Source organism: Streptomyces arenae (assembly GCF_022343545.1).
In the GTDB taxonomy this organism is placed as follows: Bacteria; Actinomycetota; Actinomycetes; order Streptomycetales; family Streptomycetaceae; genus Streptomyces; species Streptomyces humi.
This window is the reverse complement of sequence record NZ_JAKQYH010000043.1, coordinates 74096-95808: the sequence shown is the minus strand read 5'-3', so window position 1 is coordinate 95808 and position 21713 is coordinate 74096. Positions and strand designations below refer to the sequence as shown.

The 21713-nt window shown below is 71.7% G+C and carries 16 protein-coding genes; 12 read left to right on the top strand and 4 right to left on the bottom strand.

Going from position 1 to position 21713, the window contains the following annotated elements:
* Positions 1 to 127: 127 nt before the first annotated feature.
* Positions 128 to 835: a TetR/AcrR family transcriptional regulator gene (locus MB828_RS18545; RefSeq protein WP_430381397.1), complete on the bottom strand. Its 708-nt coding sequence runs from the start codon at positions 833 to 835 to the stop codon at positions 128 to 130.
* 181 nt (positions 836 to 1016) lie between these two features.
* Here MB828_RS18545 and MB828_RS18540 point away from each other — a divergent pair, with 181 nt between their 5' ends.
* Both MB828_RS18540 and MB828_RS18535 read left to right on the top strand, forming a co-directional pair.
* A complete protein-coding gene (locus MB828_RS18540) occupies positions 1017 to 3254 on the top strand; it encodes an MMPL family transporter (RefSeq protein WP_301649193.1) in 2238 nt (745 codons plus the stop codon).
* Between the two features lie 48 nt (positions 3255 to 3302).
* Positions 3303 to 4346, top strand: a complete 1044-nt coding sequence (locus tag MB828_RS18535) for a zinc-dependent alcohol dehydrogenase family protein (protein WP_301649192.1) — start codon at positions 3303 to 3305, stop codon at positions 4344 to 4346.
* A gap of 16 nt (positions 4347 to 4362) precedes the next feature.
* On the opposite strand, the gene MB828_RS18530 is transcribed toward MB828_RS18535, so the two are convergent.
* Positions 4363 to 4560, bottom strand: a complete 198-nt coding sequence (locus MB828_RS18530) for a helix-turn-helix transcriptional regulator (protein ID WP_046731498.1) — start codon at positions 4558 to 4560, stop codon at positions 4363 to 4365.
* Positions 4561 to 4930: 370 nt separating this feature from the next.
* Here MB828_RS18530 and iolC point away from each other — a divergent pair, with 370 nt between their 5' ends.
* The 10 genes from iolC to MB828_RS18480 all read left to right on the top strand — a co-directional run bounded on the left by iolC (position 4931) and on the right by MB828_RS18480 (position 20412).
* The gene (iolC, locus tag MB828_RS18525; RefSeq protein WP_301649191.1) at positions 4931 to 5881 is read left to right on the top strand and encodes a 5-dehydro-2-deoxygluconokinase; all 951 of its coding nucleotides are present in this window, start codon (positions 4931 to 4933) and stop codon (positions 5879 to 5881) included.
* Positions 5882 to 5952: 71 nt separating this feature from the next.
* A complete protein-coding gene (locus MB828_RS18520; RefSeq protein WP_133022335.1) occupies positions 5953 to 6834 on the top strand; it encodes a Cgl0159 family (beta/alpha)8-fold protein in 882 nt (293 codons plus the stop codon).
* Between the two features lie 7 nt (positions 6835 to 6841).
* On the top strand, positions 6842 to 7657 hold the full coding sequence (gene iolB / locus MB828_RS18515) for a 5-deoxy-glucuronate isomerase (protein WP_301649190.1): 816 nt from the start codon (positions 6842 to 6844) through the stop codon (positions 7655 to 7657).
* A complete protein-coding gene (iolD, locus tag MB828_RS18510) occupies positions 7654 to 9525 on the top strand; it encodes a 3D-(3,5/4)-trihydroxycyclohexane-1,2-dione acylhydrolase (decyclizing) (protein WP_301649189.1) in 1872 nt (623 codons plus the stop codon). Before iolB ends, iolD begins: the two co-directional genes overlap by 4 nt.
* Before the next feature lie 14 nt (positions 9526 to 9539).
* Entirely contained in the window at positions 9540 to 11042 is a 1503-nt protein-coding gene (gene mmsA, locus MB828_RS18505; protein WP_301649188.1) for a CoA-acylating methylmalonate-semialdehyde dehydrogenase, read from the top strand.
* A gap of 330 nt (positions 11043 to 11372) precedes the next feature.
* The gene (locus MB828_RS18500) at positions 11373 to 12773 is read left to right on the top strand and encodes an APC family permease (protein WP_301649187.1); all 1401 of its coding nucleotides are present in this window, start codon (positions 11373 to 11375) and stop codon (positions 12771 to 12773) included.
* A 400-nt stretch (positions 12774 to 13173) separates the two neighbouring features.
* Entirely contained in the window at positions 13174 to 15822 is a 2649-nt protein-coding gene (locus tag MB828_RS18495) for a CocE/NonD family hydrolase (RefSeq protein WP_301649186.1), read from the top strand.
* Entirely contained in the window at positions 15819 to 16682 is an 864-nt protein-coding gene (locus MB828_RS18490) for an ABC transporter permease (protein ID WP_133021839.1), read from the top strand. Before MB828_RS18495 ends, MB828_RS18490 begins: the two co-directional genes overlap by 4 nt.
* 171 nt (positions 16683 to 16853) lie before the next feature.
* Positions 16854 to 18344, top strand: a complete 1491-nt coding sequence (locus MB828_RS18485; RefSeq protein ID WP_301649291.1) for a vWA domain-containing protein — start codon at positions 16854 to 16856, stop codon at positions 18342 to 18344.
* 103 nt (positions 18345 to 18447) lie between these two features.
* The gene (locus MB828_RS18480; protein ID WP_301649185.1) at positions 18448 to 20412 is read left to right on the top strand and encodes an AMP-dependent synthetase/ligase; all 1965 of its coding nucleotides are present in this window, start codon (positions 18448 to 18450) and stop codon (positions 20410 to 20412) included.
* 65 nt (positions 20413 to 20477) lie between these two features.
* On the opposite strand, the gene MB828_RS18475 is transcribed toward MB828_RS18480, so the two are convergent.
* Positions 20478 to 20888: a rodlin gene (locus MB828_RS18475; RefSeq protein ID WP_301649184.1), complete on the bottom strand. Its 411-nt coding sequence runs from the start codon at positions 20886 to 20888 to the stop codon at positions 20478 to 20480.
* Between the two features lie 179 nt (positions 20889 to 21067).
* On the bottom strand, positions 21068 to 21481 hold the full coding sequence (locus tag MB828_RS18470) for a rodlin (RefSeq protein ID WP_133021842.1): 414 nt from the start codon (positions 21479 to 21481) through the stop codon (positions 21068 to 21070).
* Positions 21482 to 21713 lie beyond the last annotated feature (232 nt).

Genomic DNA, 21713 nt, shown 5'->3' with positions numbered 1-21713 from the left:
GGTGGCGCTCGCCGGATCGGGCTGTTTTACCCGCACTTTAGGCAGATGCGTGACATGTCGCAGTCCGGGGCCTTCGGGGGAGTGGCCGTGGTCAGTGGGCGGGTCGGTGGGCGGGTCGGTGGGCGGGTCAGTGGGCGGTGCGGTGGGCGGGGTCTCCGAGGCGGTCGCCCACGAGGGGTTCCAGGTAGCGGGTGAGCACGTCCTTGATCTCCTGGACGTAGGCCTGGCGTTCGGCGCCCTGGTGGCCGAGCACCAGCTCCAGCCCGGCCTTGTAGATGCTGAGGCAGACGTGCGCCGTGCGCGTGACGCGCGCCTGGTCCGTGTCGGGCGGCAGGAGCGAGACGAGCAGGTCCGCCACCCGGCCGACCAGGGTCGAGTGCAGGGCGTCGTGCGCCTCGGTGATGCCGCCGGGCATGTCCGGGCCGTGCATCAGGGTGAAGAACACCGGGCGCTCGGTGTTGAAGGCGACGAAACGGTCCACGGCGGCGCCGACCGCCTCCGCGAGCGGGGTGCCGGGGGCGACCGGCGCCAGCGCCTCGCCGTAGGTGTCCCGCAGTTCGTGGACGAGCCGGTCGCCCAGCTCGATCGCGATCGCCTCCTTGTTCGGGAAGAACTGGTAGAGCGTGCCGGGGGAGACGCCGGCCTCGCGGGCGATGGCGTTGGTGCTGGCGGCCGTGTAGCCCGTGGTGCAGAAGACCGAGGCGGCGGCTTCGAGCAGCTGCTGGATGCGCCGCTCGCCGCGCGCCTGCCGCCGGCGCGGCTGCTCCTTGCCCGTGGCGCCGGGCTCGGTGGTCCCGGCGCCGGGCTTCTGTGACTGGTCGGGCTTGTCGGGCACGAGTTGTCCCCAGCTCTCCGATCGCGATTGACAAACACGAGCGACCGCTCGCATTCTGGTGAAACGCGAGCGACTACTCGTGTTTGCCAGTCTAAGTGGCAATGACCGACCCATGCTGCCGTGCGCGCGGACCGGATGCGTACTCGGCGGGCAGTGGTCCCGGTGAAGGGGACACCGCAGGATGACCGAAGTCGACAAGCCCACGACGCCCGAGGGCGGGGTCCGGCCCGGGGGCTGGACGCGTTTCGTGACCGCCCGGCCGCGGCTCTCCCTGCTGCTCGCCCTGGTGATCACCGCACTGGCCGTGCTGGCCGGCAGCGGGGTCGCGGACCGGCTGGGCAGCGGCGGCTGGGAGGACCCGGCCGCGGAGTCCACGTACGCGACGAAGGCGCTGGAGCGGGAGTTCCCCGACTCCCAGCCGAACCTGCTGCTTCTGGTGGACACGCACGGCGCCCCGGTGGACAGCCCGGCGGTGGCGGCGGAGGCGAAGTCCCTGGCCGCCCGCCTGGCCGAGGAGAAGGGCGTCACGGGAGTCGGTTCGTACTGGGGGACGGGGTCACCCGCCCTGCGCGCGGGCAACGGCCACGAGGCGCTGATAGCGGCTCGCGTCACCGGAGACGAGAAGGCGGCCGCCGACACCCTGGACCGCATCGCCCCGCACTACCGGGGCACGCACGGACCGGTGACGGTCAGGGTCGGCGGCATGGTGGCGGTACGCCACGACATGCAGACGATCATCAAGGAGGACTTGGCCCGTGCCGAGCTGATCGCCCTGCCCATCACGCTCGTCCTGCTGGTGATGGTCTTCGGCAGCGCGATCGCGGCCCTGCTGCCCCTGGGCATCGGCATCGTGGCCATCCTCGGCACCAACGCGGTGCTGCGCGCCCTGACCTCCTTCACGGACGTCTCCGTCTTCGCGATGAACCTGACCACGGCCCTGGGCCTGGGCCTGGCCATCGACTACGCCCTCTTCATCGTCCGCCGCTTCCGCGAGGAACTGGCCACGGGCGCCGACCCGTTGACCGCGGTGGGCACCACCCTGCGCACGGCGGGCCGCACCGTGCTGTTCTCGGCCCTGACCGTCGCGGTCTCGCTGGCGGCGATGCTGGTCTTCCCCCAGTACTTCCTGCGCTCCTTCGCCTACGCGGGCATGGCGGTGGTGCTGCTCGCCGCGGCGGCCGCCCTGATCCTCCTGCCTGCGGCACTGGTCCTGCTGGGCCACCGGGTCAACTCCCTGGACCTGCGCCGGATGTTCCGCAGGGGCACGCGGCCGCCCCGGCCGTCCGGCGCGGAGGGCACGGCCTGGGCCCGCACCGCGACGCTCGTCATGCGCCGCGCCCCGCTCTTCGCGGTGGCCACCACGGCCCTGCTCATCGTCCTGGGACTGCCCTTCACCGGCGTGAAGTTCGGCACCGCCGACGATCGCCAGCTCCCGGCCACCGCCGAGTCCCACGTCGTCCAGCAGCACATCAGGCAGAACTTCCCGGGCAACCCCGGCGGCGACCTGGAGGTCCTGGCCGAGGGCCCGGCCACGCGGGCCCAGTACGCGGCCTACGAGCGGCGGGTGGCGGCCCTCCCGGAGGTGGCCCGGGTCACCGGCCCCCTGGTCAAGGGTGACTCCGCGTACTTCACGGTGCAGCCCAGAGGAGAGGCCGTCGGCGACGACGCACAGCGTCTGGTCGGCGACCTGCGCGCACTGCGCACCCCCTTCGACACGAAGGTGACCGGCACCGCGGCCGTACTGGTCGACTCCAAGCACGCGATAGCGCAACGCCTGCCGTGGGCGGCGGTGTTCATCGCGGTCGTCACCCTGTTCCTGGTCTTCCTCCTCACGGGCAGCGTCCTGATCCCGCTCCAGGCGGTCCTGCTGAACGCGCTCAGCCTGACGGCGATGTTCGGCGCGGTCGTCTGGGTCTTCCAGGACGGCCACCTCTCGGGCCTGCTGGGCTTCACCAGCCCCGGCTCCATAGAGACCACGCTCCCGGTCCTGATGTTCTGCGTGGCCTTCGGCCTCTCCATGGACTACGGCGTGTTCCTGCTCTCCCGCATCAAGGAGGAGTACGACAGAACAGGCGACCACGAGCGCTCGGTGCGCCTCGGACTCCAGCGCACGGGCGGCCTGATCACCGCGGCGGCGGTCATCCTGGCGGTGGTGATGGTGGCGATCGGCACCTCCAGGGTCACCAACACCAAGATGCTGGGCCTCGGCATCGCCCTGGCGGTCCTGATGGACGCGATGGTGGTCCGCAGCCTCCTGGTCCCGGCCATCATGCGACTGACGGGCAGGGCCACCTGGTGGGCCCCGGCCCCGCTGCGCCGCTTCCACGAACGCTTCGGCCTGAGCGAGGGTGAGCATGACGTGCCCCGTAAGGGGCGCGGAGAACTGCGCGACCAGCCACACTCGACCGTCGGGGTCTGACCCGGCCGCAACGCCTACCCTTCCCGGAGTCGCCCGAAGGGAATGCGCATGCGAGCCGTCGTCTTCGACCACCACGGCACCCCCGCGGAAGTACGGGACGTCCCCGACCCCCGCCCGGCCCCCCACGGCGTGGTCGTCCGCGTGGCGGCCACCGGCCTGTGCCGGTCCGACTGGCACGGCTGGACGGGCCACGACCCGGACATCACGCTCCCGCACGTACCCGGCCACGAACTGGCCGGCGTCGTCGAGGCGGTCGGCGCCGGGGTGACCCGCTGGCACCCCGGCGACCGGGTTACCGTCCCCTTCGTCTGCGCCTGCGGCAGCTGCCCGTCCTGCGCGGCCGGCGACCAGCAGGTCTGCGAACGCCAGACGCAGCCCGGCTTCACCCACTGGGGCTCCTTCGCCCAGTACGTCGCGCTGGACCACGCCGACGTCAACCTGGTGGCGATCCCGCAGGACATGTCGTACGCGACGGCGGCCTCCCTGGGCTGCCGCTTCGCCACCGCCTTCCGGGCGGTGGTGCAGCAGGGCAGGGTCGCGGCGGGGGAGTGGGTGTCGGTGTACGGCTGCGGCGGCGTCGGCCTGTCGGCGGTGATGATCGCGGCCGCCTGCGGAGCGCGGGTCGTGGCGGTCGACGTCTCACCCAGGGCGCTGGACCTGGCGGCGAGGTTCGGCGCGGCCCACCGCGTGGACGCGTCGGACACCGCCGACCCGGCGGCGGCGGTCCGCGACCTCACCTCCGGCGGCGCCCACCTCTCCCTGGACGCCCTCGGCTCCCCGGCCACCGCCGCCGCCTCCGTCAACTCCCTGCGCCGCCGCGGCCGTCACATCCAGGTGGGCCTCCTGCCGTCGCCGGACGGCACCACGCCGGTGCCCCTGGCCCGGGCGATCGCCCTGGAGCTCGAACTGCGGGGCAGCCACGGCATGCCGGCCCACGCCTATCCCGCCATGCTCGAACTGGTCCGCACCCGCACCCTCCACCCCGACCTCCTGGTCACCAGGACCATCACCCTGGACCAGACCCCACAGGCCCTGGCGGAGATGGACACGGCCGGCCCGGCGGGGGTGACGGTCATCGAGCCGTGGGCCTGACGGGCCCGACGTGCTCTCAGTCCCTGCGGCCCCGGTTGCCCGGGCGGGAGGCCACCCAGGCGCGGACCGTGTCGGCGTACCAGTAGGGCTTGCCGCCCTCGACATGGTCGGGCGGCGGGAGCAGTCCGTGTTTTCGGTACGAGCGGACGGTGTCGGGCTGCACGCGGATGTGCGCAGCGATCTCCTTGTACGACCAGAGCCTTCGGTCGGTCATGGGACGCACCTCCCTGCGCGCGCCGCGGGGGCGACCGGAGTCGGTCGTCGGGGGAGCCGGGCGCTGCGCTGGCGATCACAAAGCCTGTGCCCGGTGAACGACGGAGCGTGACGGTGAGCAAGCGGCTGTCGACCTGGTGTGACCGACAGCCCGCGTATGCGTGACATGTGTGACACAAAGGGGGTGGTTGTGACAGAGCTGGGGCAAAGGTGCGCGCCGGCTCGTCGGCGGGGTGGGTTGACACGGGGGCACCCGAGCCCCGTCCGCAGGGGTGACTCCCACACTGTCGTCCGAATGTCCGGACAAACCATTGACACGACCTCCCGACCGGGGCTACAAACCACGGGAGAGCCGTGACGAAGGGATGCCGATGGCGTACGACCTGATCACCATGGGGCGGATCGGGGTGGACCTCTATCCGCTCCAGACCGGTGTCCCGCTCGCCCAGGTGTCGTCCTTCGGCAAGTTCCTCGGCGGGTCGGCGACGAACGTGGCCGTGGCCGCCGCCCGTCTCGGCCGCGCCACCGCCGTCATCACCCGCACCGGCGAGGACGCCTTCGGCGCCTACCTGCACGAGGCGCTGCGCGGCTTCGGCGTGGACGACCGCTGGGTCACCTCGGTCCCCGGCCTGAACACCCCGGTCACCTTCTGCGAGATCTTCCCGCCGGACGACTTCCCGCTGTACTTCTACCGGCAGCCCAAGGCCCCGGACCTGGAGATCGACGCCCATGAGCTGGACCTGGACGCCGTCCGGGACGCCCGCATCTTCTGGATCACCGGCACCGGCCTGAGCGAGGAGCCCAGCCGCACGGCGACCCTCGCGGCCCTCGCCCACCGCGCCAAGGCCGGCACGACCGTCTTCGACCTCGACTGGCGCCCCATGTTCTGGACCGACCCGGACGCCGCCCGGCCGTTCTACACCGAGGCGCTCAAGCACACCACGGTCGCCGTCGGCAACCTCGACGAGGTGGAGGTGGCGACCGGCGTGCGCGAGCCGCGGGCCGCCGCCCAGGCCCTCCTCGACGCCGGTGTCGAGATCGCCGTCGTCAAACAGGGACCCAAGGGCGTCCTCGCCGTCAGCCGCGACGGCGACTCCGCCGAGGTCCCGCCACTGCCGGTCAACGTCCTCAACGGCCTCGGCGCCGGTGACGCCTTCGGCGGCGCCCTCTGCCACGGCCTCCTCGCGGGCTGGGACCTGGAGAAGATCATGCGGCACGCCAACGCGGCCGGCGCCATCGTCGCCTCCCGCCTGGAGTGCTCCTCCGCGATGCCGACCCCGGAAGAGATCGACGCCGCGCTCGCCGCCGGAGCGGTGCTGTGAGGGCCGGCCGCGTCGCGGGCGCACACCCCGTCGACGGCGACGGCACCGGCGCCGGTGCCCCCGCCCCGCAGGTGAAGGTGGACATCTCCGCCCTCGTGCACACCCGCACCCACCACCCCGAGGCCATCGCCGAGGCGGCCGCCCGGCGCTCCCGCCGCCCGCTCCTCAACGAGGACGGCAGGCTGATGATCGTCGCCGCCGACCACCCGGCCCGCGGCGCCCTCGGCGTCGGCGGCGACCGGCTCGCCATGGCCAACCGGGCCGGGCTGCTGGAACGCCTCTGCCTGGCGCTGTCCCGCCCCGGCGTCGACGGCGTCCTCGCCACCGCCGACATCCTGGACGACCTGCTCCTGCTCGGCGCCCTCGACGGCAAGGTCGTCATGGGCTCGATGAACCGCGGCGGACTCCAGGGCGCCGCCTTCGAACTCGACGACCGGTTCACCGGCCACCGCGCCGAGGACATCCAGCGCCTCGGGTTCGACGCCGGCAAGCTGCTGCTGCGCATCGACTACGACGACCCGGGGTCCCTGACCACCCTGGAGTCCACGGCCCGGGCCATCGACGACATGGCCGCGCGCCGGCTCCCGGTCTTCGTCGAGCCGTTCATCAGCCGCCGCACCCCCGAGGGCAAGGTCAGGAACGACCTGTCCCCGGAGGCGGTCACCAAGTCCATCGCCATCGCCTCGGGTCTCGGCGGGAGTTCGGCCTACACCTGGCTGAAGGTGCCGGTCACCGACGACCCCGACGACATGGCCGAGGTGATGGAGACGTCCACGCTCCCGGCCGTCCTCCTCGGCGGGGAAGTGGGCGACGACCAGGACGGCGCCTACGAGAAGTGGCGCAGCGCCCTGCGACTCCCCACCGTGCGCGGCCTGGTGGTCGGCCGTTCACTGCTGTACCCGGCGGACGGTGACGTGGCCGCCGCCGTCGACACCGCCGTAGGACTGCTGTGAGGACCTGATGACGACCAGCGAGCTGCACCTGAGCAAGGGTTCGACCGCGAACGCCCAGTACACGCTCGACATCGACCCCAAGCGGGCCGGTTGGGCGCACAGCAGCCTGCGGATCGTCGAACTGACCCCGCGTGGAACGCATTTGTTCACCACCGGGGACAGTGAGTGGATCGTGCTTCCGCTACAGGGCGGTTGTACGGTGCGAACAGAGGGAAACGAGTTCCAGATCCTGGGCCGGGAGAGCGTGTTCAGCGGAGTCTCGGACTTCGCGTACGTGCCCCGTGACGCCCAGGTCCAGATCGCCTCCGGCGCGGGAGGCCGCTTCGCCCTGGCAGGAGCGAAGTGCGAGCGACGACTCCCCGCCCGCTACGGCCCCGCGCCGGAGGTCCCCGTCGAAGACCGCGGCAGCGGCACCAGCGCCCGGCAGGTGCGCAACTTCGCCTCCGCGACCGCCTTCGACTGCGACAAGCTGATCGCCGTGGAGGTGATCACGCCCGGCGGCAACTGGTCCTCGTACCCGCCGCACAAGCACGACGAGCACCGGCCCGGCGAGGAGTCGGAGCTGGAGGAGATCTACTACTTCGAGATCGACGGACCGAACGGTATCGGGTATCAGCGCGTATTCCCCTCCCGTGAGGGCGGTACGGACGTCCTCGCCGAGGTCCGCTCCGGCGACGCCGTGCTCGTTCCCGACGGATGGCACGGCCCGTCGATCGCGCAGCCCGGGCACGACATGTACTACCTGAACGTCATGGCGGGGCCGGGTGCGACGCGGGAGTGGCGGATCTGCTTCCATCCGGACCATACGGAGGGTTACCGATGACGATTCGGTTGACCGTCGCGCAAGCGCTTGTCCGCTTCCTCGCCGTCCAGTTCACCGAACGGGACGGTGAGCGCCGCCGCCTGATCGGCGCCACCTGGGGCATCTTCGGCCACGGCAACGTGGCCGGCCTCGGCCAGGCACTGCTGGAGCACGCGGACGAGATGCCGTACCACCAGGGCCGTAACGAACAGGCCATGGTGCACGCGGCAGTGGGCTACGCGCGTCAGTCGAACCGGCTCGCCACGCACGCCGTCACCACCTCCGTCGGCCCCGGCGCCACCAACCTGGTCACCGGCGCCGCCCTCGCCACGATCAACCACCTCCCGGTCCTGCTGCTGCCCGGCGACGTCTTCGCCGCCCGCCCCGCCGACCCGGTCCTCCAGCAGCTCGAAGTCCCGTACGCCGCCGACGTGTCCGTGAACGACACCCTCCGCCCGGTGTCGAGGTTCTTCGACCGGATCACCCGCCCCGAGCAGCTGATCCCCTCCGCCCTCGCCGCGATGCGGGTCCTCACCGACCCCGTCGAGACCGGCGCCGTGACCCTAGCCCTCCCGCAGGACGTCCAGGCCGAGGCGTACGACTGGCCCGAGGAGTTCTTCGCCGAGCGGGTGTGGACCGTACGGCGGCCGGGCGCCGACCCCGTCGAACTCGCGGCGGCCGCCGAGGCGGTCAGGAACGCGCGCCGGCCCTTGGTCATCGCCGGCGGCGGGGTCCACCACAGCCGCGCCGAGGCCGTCCTCGCGGAGTTCGCCGAGGCCACCCGCATCCCCGTCGCCGCCACCCAGGCCGGCAAGGGTGCGCTGCGCTGGGACCACCCGCAGGACGTCGGCGGCGTCGGGCACACGGGCACCGCCACCGCCGACGAACTCGCCCGCACCGCCGACCTGGTGATCGGCGTCGGCACCCGCTACACCGACTTCACCACGGCCTCCGGCACCCTCTTCGAGAACCCGGACGTCCGCTTCCTCAACCTCAACATCGCCGCCCACGACGGCCACAAGCTGGCCGGACTGCCTGTGGTGGCCGACGCCCGCAGTGCCCTCACGGAGCTGCGGAAGGCCCTGGACGGCCACCGGGTGGCCGACTCGTACGTCACCGAGTACACCGAGGACAAGGAGCGCTGGGAGCAGCGCGTCGACGCCTGCTACGAGGCCGACGAGCCGCACGTCCGGCCCACCCAGTCCCAGATCCTCGGCGTCCTCGACGCCCTCGTCGACGAGAGCGACGTCGTCGTCAACGCGGCCGGCTCCCTCCCCGGCGACCTGCACCGGATGTGGCGGGCGCGGTCGCACGACCAGTACCACCTGGAGTACGGCTACTCGTGCATGGGCTACGAGATCCCGGCCGCCATCGGGGTGAAGCTGGCCGCGCCGGAGCGCAACGTGTGGGCGCTGGTCGGCGACGGCACGTATCTGATGATGCCGACCGAGCTCGTCACCGCCGTACAGGAGGGGATAGCCATCAAGGTGCTGCTGGTGCAGAACCACGGCTACGCCTCCATCGGCGGGCTGTCCGAGTCGGTGGGCGGCGAGCGGTACGGCACCGCCTACCGCTTCCCCTCCGAGTGCGGCACGCTCACCGGCGCCCCGCTGCCCGTGGACCTCGCCGCCAACGCGGCCAGCCTCGGGATGCGGGTGCTGCGCGCGAAGACCGTGGAGGACCTGCGCGCGGCGCTCGCCGAGGCGCGGGCCGCCGACGCTCCCACATGTGTCTACGTGGAGACGGAAACGGCAGACACTGTGTCGGGCCCGCCTCCGGCGCAGGCCTGGTGGGATGTACCTGTGGCCGCGACCGCGACCCGATCCGCCGCGGTCAAGGCACGTGAGCTCTACGAACGGCACGTCTCGACCCGACGCCGCCATCTGTGAAGGAGTAACCGGTCATGACGAAGATCGTCAACCACTGGATCGGCGGCAAGTCCGTCGAGGGCACGTCGGGCAACTTCGGGCCGGTCACCGACCCGGCCACCGGCGCGGTCACCACCAAGGTCGCGTTCGCCTCGGTCGACGAGGTCGACGCGGCGGTCGCCACCGCCAAGGACGCCTACCTGAGCTGGGGCCAGTCCTCGCTGGCCAAGCGCACCGAGATCCTCTTCCGGTTCCGCGCGCTGCTCGACGCCAACCGGGACGCCATCGCGGAGCTGATCACCGCCGAGCACGGCAAGGTGCACTCCGACGCGCTCGGCGAGGTCGCCCGCGGCCTGGAGATCGTCGACCTGGCCTGCGGTATCAACGTGCAGCTGAAGGGCGAGCTGTCGACGCAGGTCGCCAGCCGGGTGGACGTCTCCTCGATCCGCCAGCCGCTGGGTGTCGTCGCGGGCATCACGCCGTTCAACTTCCCGGCGATGGTCCCGATGTGGATGTTCCCGATCGCCATCGCGTGCGGCAACACGTTCGTGCTGAAGCCGTCCGAGAAGGACCCGTCGGCCTCGATCAAGCTCGCCGAGCTGCTGGCCGAGGCCGGTCTGCCGGACGGCGTCTTCAACGTCGTGCACGGTGACAAGGTGGCCGTCGACCGCCTCCTGGAGCACCCCGACGTCAAGGCGGTCTCCTTCGTCGGCTCCACCCCGATCGCCCGCTACATCCACACCACCGCCTCCGCCAACGGCAAGCGGGTGCAGGCGCTCGGCGGCGCCAAGAACCACATGCTGGTCCTCCCGGACGCCGACCTGGACGCGGCGGCCGACGCGGCCGTCTCCGCGGCCTACGGCTCGGCCGGTGAGCGCTGCATGGCGATCTCGGCGGTCGTGGCGGTCGGCGCGATCGGCGACGAGCTGGTGGCGAAGATCCGCGAGCGCGCCGAGAAGATCAAGATCGGCCCCGGCAACGACCCGACGTCCGAGATGGGCCCGCTCATCACGGCCGTGCACCGGGACAAGGTGGCCTCCTACGTGGCCGGCGCGGCCGCCGAGGGCTCGGAGGTCGTCCTGGACGGCACCGGCTACACGGTCGAGGGCTTCGAGGACGGGCACTGGATCGGCATCTCGCTGCTGGACCGGGTGCCGACGACCGCGAAGGCGTACACCGACGAGATCTTCGGCCCGGTCCTGTGCGTGCTGCGCGTGGACACCTACGAGGAGGGCGTGGCCCTCATCAACGGCTCGCCGTTCGGCAACGGCACCGCGATCTTCACCCGGGACGGCGGCGCGGCCCGCCGCTTCCAGCTGGAGATCGAGGCCGGCATGGTCGGCGTGAACGTGCCGATCCCGGTGCCGGTGGGCTACCACTCCTTCGGTGGCTGGAAGGACTCGCTCTTCGGCGACCACCACATCTACGGCAACGACGGCACGCACTTCTACACCCGCGGTAAGGTCGTCACCACTCGCTGGCCCGACCCGGCGGACGCCCCCGCGGGCGTCGACCTGGGCTTCCCGCGCAACCACTGAGTGTCACCGACCGACCTCGTCGGGGCCGTCCGGAATCCGGACGGCCCCGACTTTTTTTGGCGGTTCACCTTCGGTTCTCGTTCCGAGGGGATGAAACGGGTGACTTAAGTTCTTTGCGTTCACTGCCTTCGAAAGCAAGGTCATGTGGCGAACAGTCTTTGTGATTGCTCTATAGGGATGTTCGACCCTGCGAAAGTGATGTGAACTCGCTCGCTTTACGAGTGCGGAATCCGAAGGTAAACAGCCATTGACGCCACGGTTTTCGTCGGGGTTCCATGCAGCACAGCCCAACCGCCGGAGGCATCCGCACAAGCCGATCGGAACCGCCGCATGACCGACACGCTCCGCCCTGTCGAGAACGCCGTAGCAGAGGCGCCCGACAGTCCCAAGACGCTCAAGCGCTCCATCGGAGTGGTAGGCGGCACCCTACTGACCCTCTCCTGCGTCACCCCGGCCTCCACGCTCTTCGTGGTCGTCCCCGACCTGTTCGGATCCCTCGGCACCGCCACCGCCCTCACCATCGCCATCGGCTCCCTCCTCTGTATCGCCGTGGCCTTCTGTTACTCCGAGCTCGGCACCCTCATCCCGAGCGCGGGCGGCGAGTACGCGATGGTGTCCACGATGGCGGGACGCCTGGCCGGCTGGCTGGTCTTCGTGCTGTCCCTCCTCGTCGTGATGATCGTGCCCCCGGTGATCTCGATGGGCACGGCCGACTACCTGGCACCGATCGTCCACCTCGACCCGGCCATGACCGGCGCCGGCGTCATGCTCCTCGCGACCCTCGCCGGCCTCCTGGACCTGCGCGCCAACGCCTGGATCACCGGCATCTTCCTGGTCCTCGAGGTCATCGCGGCGGGCGTGGTGGCGGTGCTCGGCTTCTCCCACAGCCACCGTGGCGTCAGCAGCCTCACCTCCATGCAGGTGGCGGACACGGGCGGGCACGCCACCACCGTCACCGCGATGCTCGTCGTCTCCGGCCTCGCCATCGCCCTCTTCGTCACCCAGGGCTTCTCGACGGCGGTCTACCTCTCCGAGGAACTGGAGAACCCGCGCCGCAACGTCGCCCGTACCGTCCTGGCCACGCTCGCCATCTCCACGGTGGTCATCCTCGTCCCGGTCGCCGCGATCACCATGGGCGCGACCGACCTCAAGGCGCTCACCGGCGGCGACATCAGCTCCATGGTCACCGCCTGGTCCAACTCCGCGGTCGGCACGTTCGTCAGCCTCTGCGTGGCCCTCGCGATCATCAACGCGGGCATCGTCATGGTCATCCAGAACTCCCGGGTCCTGTTCGCCTCGGCCCGCGACAAGGCCTGGCCCGCCCCGGTCAACAGCGCCCTCTCCCGCCTCGGCCGCTTCGGCTCTCCCTGGGTGGCCACCCTCGCCGTCGGCGTCCCCGGCGCGCTCCTCTGCTTCGTCAACCTGGACACCCTGTACGGCGTGACGGGCGTGTCGGTGACCGGCATGTACCTGCTGGTCGCGATCGCCGCGCTGCTGTCGCGCCGGGGCCACCACAAGCACACCCCCGCCTGGCGGATGCCGCTCTGGCCCGCGATGCCGGTCCTCCTCATCGTGGTCCTGGCGTACATCCTCACCCAGCAGGAGACCACCTACCTCCTGTGGACCGGCGGCATCACCGCGGCGGCCACCCTCTACTGGGCCTTCTACCTCCGCCCCCGCAAGACCACCCACTGGGTCGTCTCAATCCCGGACGACGTGACACCCGAATAAGTGGCCGACTACACCGCCCCGCCAGGGGCGCGGGGAACTGCGCGAGCAACCCCCACCGGCCCGCAGGCGGGACAGGGTGGACGGCGGTGGGTCGGGGCGCGGTGGCGGGGGTGCGGCAGTGGGCCGGGAGCTGCCGGTGGGACCGGGGAAACCGGCGGCGCGGCGACCGACCCCAGGGGCGCGGGGAACTGCGCGAACAACCCCCACCGGCCCGCAGGTGCATCACCGCCCGGCTCGGCACCGCCGAAAGCCACCGTCGCGGCGGGGGCGCCGGCCGGGCGGGTTCGGGGCGGTGTACCGCGGCTGAAGTACGTGGTGCCTGACCGTACTCCTCGGGGATGGCAGGCTGTTCAGCCCATCGTCGGCATCCGTTGTCGGTCCCGCCCCGTACCGTTGAGGCATGGATCTTCGACTGCCCGCCTGGCGAGCCCTGCTCCGGCGGCCGCGACGGCTACTGCCCGCCGCGGCCGCCGTCGTGGTGCTGGTCGGCACCGGCACATGGACGGCCGTCGCCGCCACCGACGACACACCGGCGGTGCACCAGAGCGACAGGGTCATGGCGGTGGACGGGGTGCGTCTGGACACCTCGTTCTTCACCACCGCCGGCACCGGCCGGCGCCCCGCGGTCCTCCTCGCCCACGGCTTCGGCGGCAGCAAGAACGACATGCGCGCCGAGGCCGAGGACCTCGCCCGCGACGGCTACGCGGTCCTCACCTGGTCCGCCCGCGGCTTCGGCAGGTCCACCGGAAAGATCGGCCTCAACGACCCGAAGGGCGAGGTCGCCGACGTCTCCCGGCTCATCGACTGGCTCGCGGAGCAGCCCCAGGTACAGCTCGACAAACCCGGCGACCCGCGCGTCGGCATGGCCGGCGGCTCCTACGGCGGCGCGATCTCCCTCCTCGCCGCCGGACACGACGACCGCGTCGACGCCATCGCCCCGTCGATCACGTACTGGAACCTCGCGGACGCCCTGTTCCCGGACGGCGTCTTCAAGAAGCTCTGGGCCGGGATCTTCTTCAACACCGGCGGCGGCTGCGCGCGGTTCCAGCCCGAGCTGTGCGCGATGTACGACCGGGTCGCCGAGGCCGGCAAGCCGGACGCCGCCGCGGTCAGGCTCCTCGAAGAACGCTCCCCGTCGGCCGTCGCGAGCCGCATCAAGGTGCCGACCCTGTTCTTCCAGGGCCAGACCGACTCCCTGTTCACCCTCTCCCAGTCGGACGCGGCGGCGAAGGCCGTCAAGGCCAACGGCGCCCCCGTCGACGTCGACTGGATCGCCGGCGGCCATGACGGCGGCGACCTGGAGACCGGCCGCGTCGAGGCCCGCGTGACCTCCTGGTTCGACCGGTACCTGAAGGGCGACAAGGCCACCGACACCGGCCCGGCCTTCCGGATCACCCGCACCGGTGGCGTCGACTCCACCAACGGCACCGCCCAGCTGCGCGGCGCGACCGCCGACAGCTACCCCGGCCTGACGGGCGACCGGCGGAACATCGCCCTCAAGGGCGGCACCCAGCGCGTCCAGAACCCGGCCGGCGCCAGCCCGCCCGGCGTCTCCGCGCTGCCCGGCCTCGGCGGCGGCGGACTCGCCCAGCTCTCCTCCCTCGGCGTCGGCGTCTCCCTGGACTTCCCCGGCCAGTACGCCCGTTTCGACTCGGCACCGGTCACCGACAACACGCAGATCACCGGCACCCCCACGGCCACCGTCCACCTCACCTCGACCAGCGACGAGGCCGTCCTCTTCGGCAAGGTGTACGACGTCGGCCCCGACGGCACCCAGCAGGTGCTGCCCTCCCAGCTGGTCGCCCCGGTCCGGGTCACGGGCGCCAAGGCCGGCAAGGACGTCACCATCACCCTCCCGGCCATCGACCACGAGGTCCAGAAGGGCCACCGGCTGCGCCTGGTCCTCGCCTCCACCGACCTCGGCTACGCCTCCCCGACCGCCCCGGCCACCTACACCGTCTCCCTCAAGAGCCCCCTGAGCGTGCCGACGGCACCCCAGGTGGACACGGCCGCCGCACCGCTGCCCGCCTGGGTGTGGTGGCTGCCGCTGGCCGGCGCGCTGGCCGCCCTGGCCCTGCTGCTCACCGGCCGCCGCCGCACCGCCACCCAGCCCCCCGCCCCGGAACTCGCCGAAGTCCCGCTCCAGATAACGGACCTGAGCAAGCGCTACGCACGCTCCGCCGACCGGTACGCGGTACGGGAGCTGTCCTTCCGCGTCGAGCAGGGCCAGGTCCTCGGCCTCCTCGGCCCCAACGGCGCGGGCAAGACCACCACCCTGCGCATGCTGATGGGCCTGATCAGGCCGGACGGCGGCGAGATCCGGGTCTTCGGACACGCCATCCGCCCCGGCGCGCCCGTGCTCTCCCGGGTCGGCGCCTTCGTGGAGGGCGCGGGCTTCCTGCCGCACCTGTCCGGCCGGGAGAACCTGGAGCTGTACTGGCAGGCCACCGGCCGCCCGCCGGAGGACGCCCACCTGGAGGAGGCCCTGGAGATCGCGGGCCTCGGCGACGCGCTGGCCCGCGCGGTCCGCACGTACTCCCAGGGCATGCGCCAGCGCCTCGCCATCGCCCAGGCCATGCTCGGCCTGCCGGACCTGCTCATCCTCGACGAACCGACCAACGGCCTCGACCCGCCGCAGATCCGCGAGATGCGCGAGGTGATGATCCGCTACGCGGCCGCCGGCCGGACGGTGATCGTCTCCAGCCATCTCCTCGCCGAGGTCGAGCAGTCCTGCACCCACCTCGTGGTGATGGACCGCGGCCGGCTGATACAGGCCGGCCCGGTCGCCGAGATCGTCGGTTCCGGGGACACCCTCCTGGTCGGCACCGGCACCCCCGTGGAGGAACCGGTCGTGGAGAAGGTCGCCGCGCTGCCCGGCGTCGCCACGGTGACCCGCACCGACGACGGTCTGCTCGTCCGCATGGAGCCCGGCGGCAGCGCCCCGCAGCTGGTCGCCGAACTCGTACGGCTCGACGTCCAGGTGGCCTCGGTGGGCCCGCACCGCCGGCTCGAAGACGCGTTCCTGACCCTGATCGGAGGTTCCGCATGAGCACCGTCACCGAGAACGCCGCGGTCGCCTCCGGCTACCGGGCGGCCCGCACCCTGCCGCTGCGCGTCGAACTGGTCCGCCAGTTCAAGCGGCGCCGCACACTGGTCATGGGCGGCATCCTGGCCGTACTGCCGTTCGTGCTGCTCATAGCGTTCGCGATCGGCGGCCGGCCGGGCCGGGAGAACGGCCAGGTCACCCTCCTGGACACGGCCACCGCGTCGGGCGCCAACTTCGCCGCGGTCAACCTGTTCGTGTCGGCGGGCTTCCTGCTGGTCATCCCGGTCGCCCTGTTCTGCGGGGACACGGTCGCCTCCGAGGCCGGCTGGTCCTCCCTGCGCTACCTGCTCGCCGCGCCCGTGCCGAGGGCCCGGCTGCTCTGGTCGAAGCTGGTCGTCGCGCTCGGCCTCAGCCTCGCCGCGATGATCCTGCTGCCGTTGGTCGCCCTGGCCGTCGGCACCGCCGCCTACGGCTGGGGGCCGCTCCAGATCCCCACCGGCGGCGCGCTGGACACCACCACCGCCGGCCAGCGCCTCGCGGTCGTGGTCGCGTACCTCTTCCTGTCCCAACTGGTCACCGCGGGGCTGGCGTTCTGGCTGTCCACGAAGACCGACGCACCGCTCGGCGCGGTCGGCGGCGCGGTCGGCCTGACCATCGTCGGCAACGTCCTGGACGCCGTCACCGCTCTCGGCCACTGGCGCGACTTCCTGCCCGCGCACTGGCAGTTCGCCTGGGCGGACGCCGTACAACCGCATCCCGAGTGGTCCGGCATGATCCAGGGCACCGCGGTCTCCGTGACGTACGCCCTGGTCCTGTTCGCCCTGGCCTTCCGGGGGTTCGCCCGCAAGGACGTGGTGTCCTAGGGGGTGTCCCCCAGATCACCGGACGATCTCCCTCCGGACTCGAAAGCCCTGGTCCGTGGCTCATTCGAGATCCATCCGCAACGCATCGGAGCGCACGTTCCGGGCCCCTGCGCCGTCAGAGTCGACGACAAGTCAGGAAGTCGACTCCGACCGGCACTGGGGGCACTCATGATGGACCGACACCGGACCCGCCGAGGGACCCGCGGGTCACTGCTCGCCGTCGCCGCCGCGGGCGCGCTGCTGCTGACGGCGTGCGGCGCCGGCGAGGACCACGCCAACGGCCCGAACTACAGCAAGGGTCTCCCGGCCCCCTCCCAGGCGCGGGGCGACGGACCCACCTCGTCCGCCACCGCCCCGTCCTCCGGCCACCTCTCCACCTTCGCCCTCGACGTCGACACCGCCTCCTACGGCTACGCCCGCCGGACCCTCGCCGACGGCGGCCGTCCCGACCCCGCCACCGTCCGGCCCGAGGAGTTCGTCAACAGCTTCCGCCAGGACTACCGCACCCCCGAGCACAACGGGTTCACGGTCACCGTCGACGGCGCCCGCACCAGCCGGCCGGACTGGTCCCTGGTCCGCGTCGGCCTCACCACCCGCCCCGCCGACGGCACCGAACGCCCCCCGGCCGCGCTGACGTTCGTCATCGACGTCTCCGGCTCGATGGACGAGCCCGGCCGCCTCGACCTCGCCAAGAAGTCCCTGGACACGCTGACCGACCGGCTGCGCGACGACGACTCGGTGGCGATCGTCACCTTCAGCGAACACGCGGAGAGGGTCCTGCCGATGACCCGCCTCGGCGGCCACCGCACCGAGATCCACCGCGCCGTCGACCGGCTCCGGGCCCTCTACTCCACCAACCTCGGCGAGGGCGTCGAGACCGGCTACGCCACCGCCGTCGAGGGCCTGCGCAAGGACGCCACCAACCGCGTCGTGCTGATCTCCGACGCCCTCGCCAACGACGGCGAGACCGCCCCGGACGCCATCCTCAGGCGTATCGACGGCGACCGTCGCGAGTACGGCATCACCCTGTTCGGCGTGGGAGTCGGCAGCGACTACGGCGACAAGCTGATGGAGCGCCTGGCCGACAAGGGCGACGGCCACACGGCGTACGTCTCGGACACCGCCACCGCGACCGACGTCTTCTGCCGGCAACTGCCGCAGAACATCGACCTGGTGGCCCGGGACGCGAAGGCCCAGGTCACCTTCGACCCGCACACGGTCGCCGAGTTCCGCCTGATCGGCTACCAGGACCGCAGGGTCGCCGACGAGGACTTCCGCAACGACCGCGTCGACGGCGGCGAGATAGGCCCCGGCCACACGGTCACCGCGCTCTACGCCGTCCGCACCAACCCCGGCACGGACGGCCACCTGGCCACCGCCACGGTCCGCTGGCTGGACCCCGACACCCGCACCCCGCACGAGAACACGGGCTCGATGGAGACCGCCGCCCTGCACGACAGCGTCTGGTCGGCCTCCCCCCGCTTCCAGGTGACAGCGGTGGCGGCCTACTTCGCGGACGCACTGGCGGGCGGGGAGTACGGCATACCGGCGGCACCGAGCTTGACGGCACTTCAGGCACGGGCCAAGGCTCTGGCGAGGGTGACCGAGGACAAGGACGTCGCCGACCTTTCCACCGCGATCGGCGAGGCAGCGCGCCTTTAGGGGCGCTGGGGGAACTGCGCGACCAGCCCCGACCCGCCCGCACCTGAAAACCATCCCTCCGAGCCCATTGACCAATTCTTACTTGTGAGTAAGTTGACGCCCCATGGGCGTACGCAAGGACCTCAAACGGGCAAGACAACGCACCGACTTGGCGGACCGGGCCAAGGTCGAGGTCATCAAGGACGAGGCCGGGGTCGTACGGGAGGTACGCCGGGAACACCTGGCCCCGCCCCTCACCACCGGCTCCCTCGCGGACCTCCCCTACACCAACGCCACCGAGAACCCCGACGCCCCAGCCGTACGGCGCCCCGACGGCCCGGTCACCGCGCGGGACTTCGCCGCCCAGGTGACCGCCGTCGCGAAGGGCCTGATCGCCGCCGGGCTCGCCGCAGGCGACCGCGTGGCCGTCATGTCCCGCACCCGCTACGAGTGGACGGTCCTCGACTTCGCCGTCTGGGCGGCGGGCGGTGTGACCGTCCCCGTCTACCCCACCTCGGCCGCGGCCCAGGTGGACTGGATCGTCAGGGACTCCGGTGCCCGGCACGTCGTCACCGAGACCCCGCAGCACACGGCCACCGTCACCGCCGGCACCGCCGGCCACCCGCACCCTCCCCAAATCTGGGAACTGGACGCGGGTGCGGTCGCCGACCTCACCGCCCTCGGCCGGGACGTCCCGGCCGAGGAGGTCGCCAAGCGCCGCGCCGCCCTCACCCCCGGCACGGTCGCCACCGTCTGCTACACCTCCGGCACCACCGGCCGCCCCAAGGGCTGTGTCCTCACCCACGCCAACCTGCACGCCGAGGCCGCCAACACGGTCGAACTGCTGCACCCCGTCTTCCAGGCGGTCACCGGCCGGACCGCGTCCACCCTGCTGTTCCTCCCGCTCGCCCACATCCTGGGCCGCACCCTCCAGATCGCCTGCCTGATGGGCCGCATCGAGATGGGCCACTTCCCGAGCGTGAAGCCGGACGAACTGCGGCCCGCACTGAGGGAGTTCAGGCCGACGTTCCTGGTCGGGGTGCCGTATCTCTTCGAGAAGATCCACGACACGGGCCGGGCCACGGCCGAGAAGATCGGCCGCGCCGCCTCCTTCGACCGCGCCGAGCGGATCGGCGTGCGCTTCGCCGAGGCCTACCTGGACAAGTTCCTCGGCACGGGCGGCCGCGGCGGTCAGGACGGTCGCGGAGCCAAGGGCCCCGGACCCGGACTGTACGCCGCCTGGGCCCTCTACGACCTGCTGGTCTACCGCCGTATCCGCAAGGAGCTCGGCGGCCGGATGCGGTACGCCATCAGCGGCGGCTCCCCGCTCGACCGGGACCTCAACCTGTTCTTCCAGGCCGCCGGGATCGTCGTCTACGAGGGCTACGGCCTGACCGAGACCAGTGCCGCCGCCACCGTCGTGCCGCCGCTGGCACCCCGTCCCGGCACCGTCGGACAGCCCGTGCCCGGCACGGCCGTCCGGATCGCCGCCGACGGCGAGGTGCTGATCAAGGGGCCGGTGGTCTTCGGGGCGTACTGGAACAACCCGGCCGCCACCGCCGAAGTGCTGGCGGCGGACGGCTGGTTCGCGACCGGCGACCTCGGATCGCTCGACGCCGACGGCTATCTCACCATCACCGGCCGGAAGAAGGACATCCTGGTCACCTCCGGCGGCAAGAACGTCTCACCGGCCGTCCTGGAGGACCGGCTGCGCAGCCGGGCGCCCGTCGGGCAGTGCCTGGTGGTCGGCGACAACCGGCCCTTCGTCGCCGCGCTGATCACCCTCGATCCGGAGGCGGTCGCCCACTGGCTGTCCGTACGGAAGCTGCCGCCGGACACCCCGCTCGCCGAGCTGGTGCGCGACGACCGGATGCGGGCCGAGGTGCAGAAGGCCGTCGACCACGCCAACCAGGCCGTCTCCCGGGCCGAGTCGATCCGCTCCTTCGTGCTGGTCGAGGGCGAGTTCAGCGAGGACAACGGACTGCTCACGCCGTCCCTGAAGGTCAAACGGCACGCGGTGACCGCCCGCTACGCGGCCGAGATCGAGGCGCTGTACCGGAAGTCACCGGGGGAGTCACCGGGGAAGTGACCGGTACGACGAAGGCGGCGGCCCACCGGAGAACCGGTGACCCGCCGCCCGCGGAGCTTGTGGACCTACTTGTTGCCGGTGCCGTTCGCGGACAGCGCCGAGATGTCGTCCAGGATGTGCGACAGCGGCTCGTCGCCCTTGGCCTGGGTGGAGTTCTCCGTGCACTGCTGGTTCTGCGGCGCGGACAGGATCGGCACGTCCTGGGCGACGCCGACGGCGACCGCACCGACCAGACCCTGGAGGTTCGCCTTCGCCGGGAGACCGATGCACGGCTTGTTCAGCGAGCCCTGGACCAGCGAGAGCTGCGGGCTCATGTCGCCGAACGTGGCCGAGTTGCCGAACTCCGACTTGGCGTCGTTGCCGCTGAGGGAGGTGGTGCCGTTGTCGTTGCCGGTGGCCAGGGCCTGGGGGGCGGCCGTGGCGGCGAAACCGGCGACGGTGACGGCGACAGCCGCGGTTGCCCACAGCTTCTTCATGTTGGTTCCCTTTCGAAAGGCGGACTCCGGGGAGGAGCTGCGTGATCGTCAACGGCCGCGGGCCCGCCTGGGTTGCGTGGTTTGCCCCGATTGGCGGAGCGCAGTGCGATCATTCGACTGGCGCCCTCGCGCAGGGCCCGGAGGGCTTCCGGGCGCAGGGGCCCGGAGGGCTTCCGGACTTACTTGTTGCCGGTGCCGTTCGCGGACAGCGCCGAGATGTCGTCCAGGATGTGCGACAGCGGCTCGTCGCCCTTGGCCTGGGTGGAGTTCTCCACGCACTGCTGGTTCTGCGGCGCGGACAGGATCGGCACGTCCTGCAGGACGCCGACGGCACCCACGCCGGCCAGTCCCTGGAGGTTCAGCTTCGCCGGGAGGCCGATGCAGGGCTTGTTGAAGGAGCCCTGGATGAGCGCCATCTGGGGGCTCATGTTGCCGAACGTGGCGGAGTTGCCGAACGCCTGCTGGGCGTCGTTGCCGCTGAAGGAGGTGGTGCCGTGGTCGTTGCCGGTGGCCAGCGCCGGCGAGGCGGCGGCAGCGGAGACGCCGACGACGGAGGCGGCGACAGCGGCGGCGGCCAGAACCTTCTTGATCACTTGTCAGTTCCCTTCTGAGGACACCCCGTCCACCGGAGCGCACTGGTCAACTGCTCGTGTTCCGTTTGGTTGCTCCGCTTCACTCCAATGGCCCACGGGCCGGAAATCCCCCGATTCCGTGCCGGGCCCGGATTCCCGGGGAATTGCGGGAGGGGGGTCGGTCCGAACGGGTGACGTGCCGCGCCGTGCCGCAACCATTCGGGTTGCGAGCGGTTGATGCCGGGCAGGAACG

Coding starts and splice junctions, on each gene's coding strand:
- MB828_RS18540 (WP_301649193.1), top strand. CDS start 1,017: ATGACCGAAGTCGACAAGCCCACGACGCCCGAGGGCGGGGTCCGGCCC.
- MB828_RS18535 (WP_301649192.1), top strand. CDS start 3,303: ATGCGAGCCGTCGTCTTCGACCACCACGGCACCCCCGCGGAAGTACGG.
- MB828_RS18530 (WP_046731498.1), bottom strand. CDS start 4,560: ATGACCGACCGAAGGCTCTGGTCGTACAAGGAGATCGCTGCGCACATC.
- iolC (WP_301649191.1), top strand. CDS start 4,931: ATGGCGTACGACCTGATCACCATGGGGCGGATCGGGGTGGACCTCTAT.
- iolB (WP_301649190.1), top strand. CDS start 6,842: ATGACGACCAGCGAGCTGCACCTGAGCAAGGGTTCGACCGCGAACGCC.
- iolD (WP_301649189.1), top strand. CDS start 7,654: ATGACGATTCGGTTGACCGTCGCGCAAGCGCTTGTCCGCTTCCTCGCC.
- mmsA (WP_301649188.1), top strand. CDS start 9,540: ATGACGAAGATCGTCAACCACTGGATCGGCGGCAAGTCCGTCGAGGGC.
- MB828_RS18500 (WP_301649187.1), top strand. CDS start 11,373: ATGACCGACACGCTCCGCCCTGTCGAGAACGCCGTAGCAGAGGCGCCC.
- MB828_RS18495 (WP_301649186.1), top strand. CDS start 13,174: ATGGATCTTCGACTGCCCGCCTGGCGAGCCCTGCTCCGGCGGCCGCGA.
- MB828_RS18490 (WP_133021839.1), top strand. CDS start 15,819: ATGAGCACCGTCACCGAGAACGCCGCGGTCGCCTCCGGCTACCGGGCG.
- MB828_RS18485 (WP_301649291.1), top strand. CDS start 16,854: ATGGACCGACACCGGACCCGCCGAGGGACCCGCGGGTCACTGCTCGCC.
- MB828_RS18480 (WP_301649185.1), top strand. CDS start 18,448: ATGGGCGTACGCAAGGACCTCAAACGGGCAAGACAACGCACCGACTTG.
- MB828_RS18475 (WP_301649184.1), bottom strand. CDS start 20,888: ATGAAGAAGCTGTGGGCAACCGCGGCTGTCGCCGTCACCGTCGCCGGT.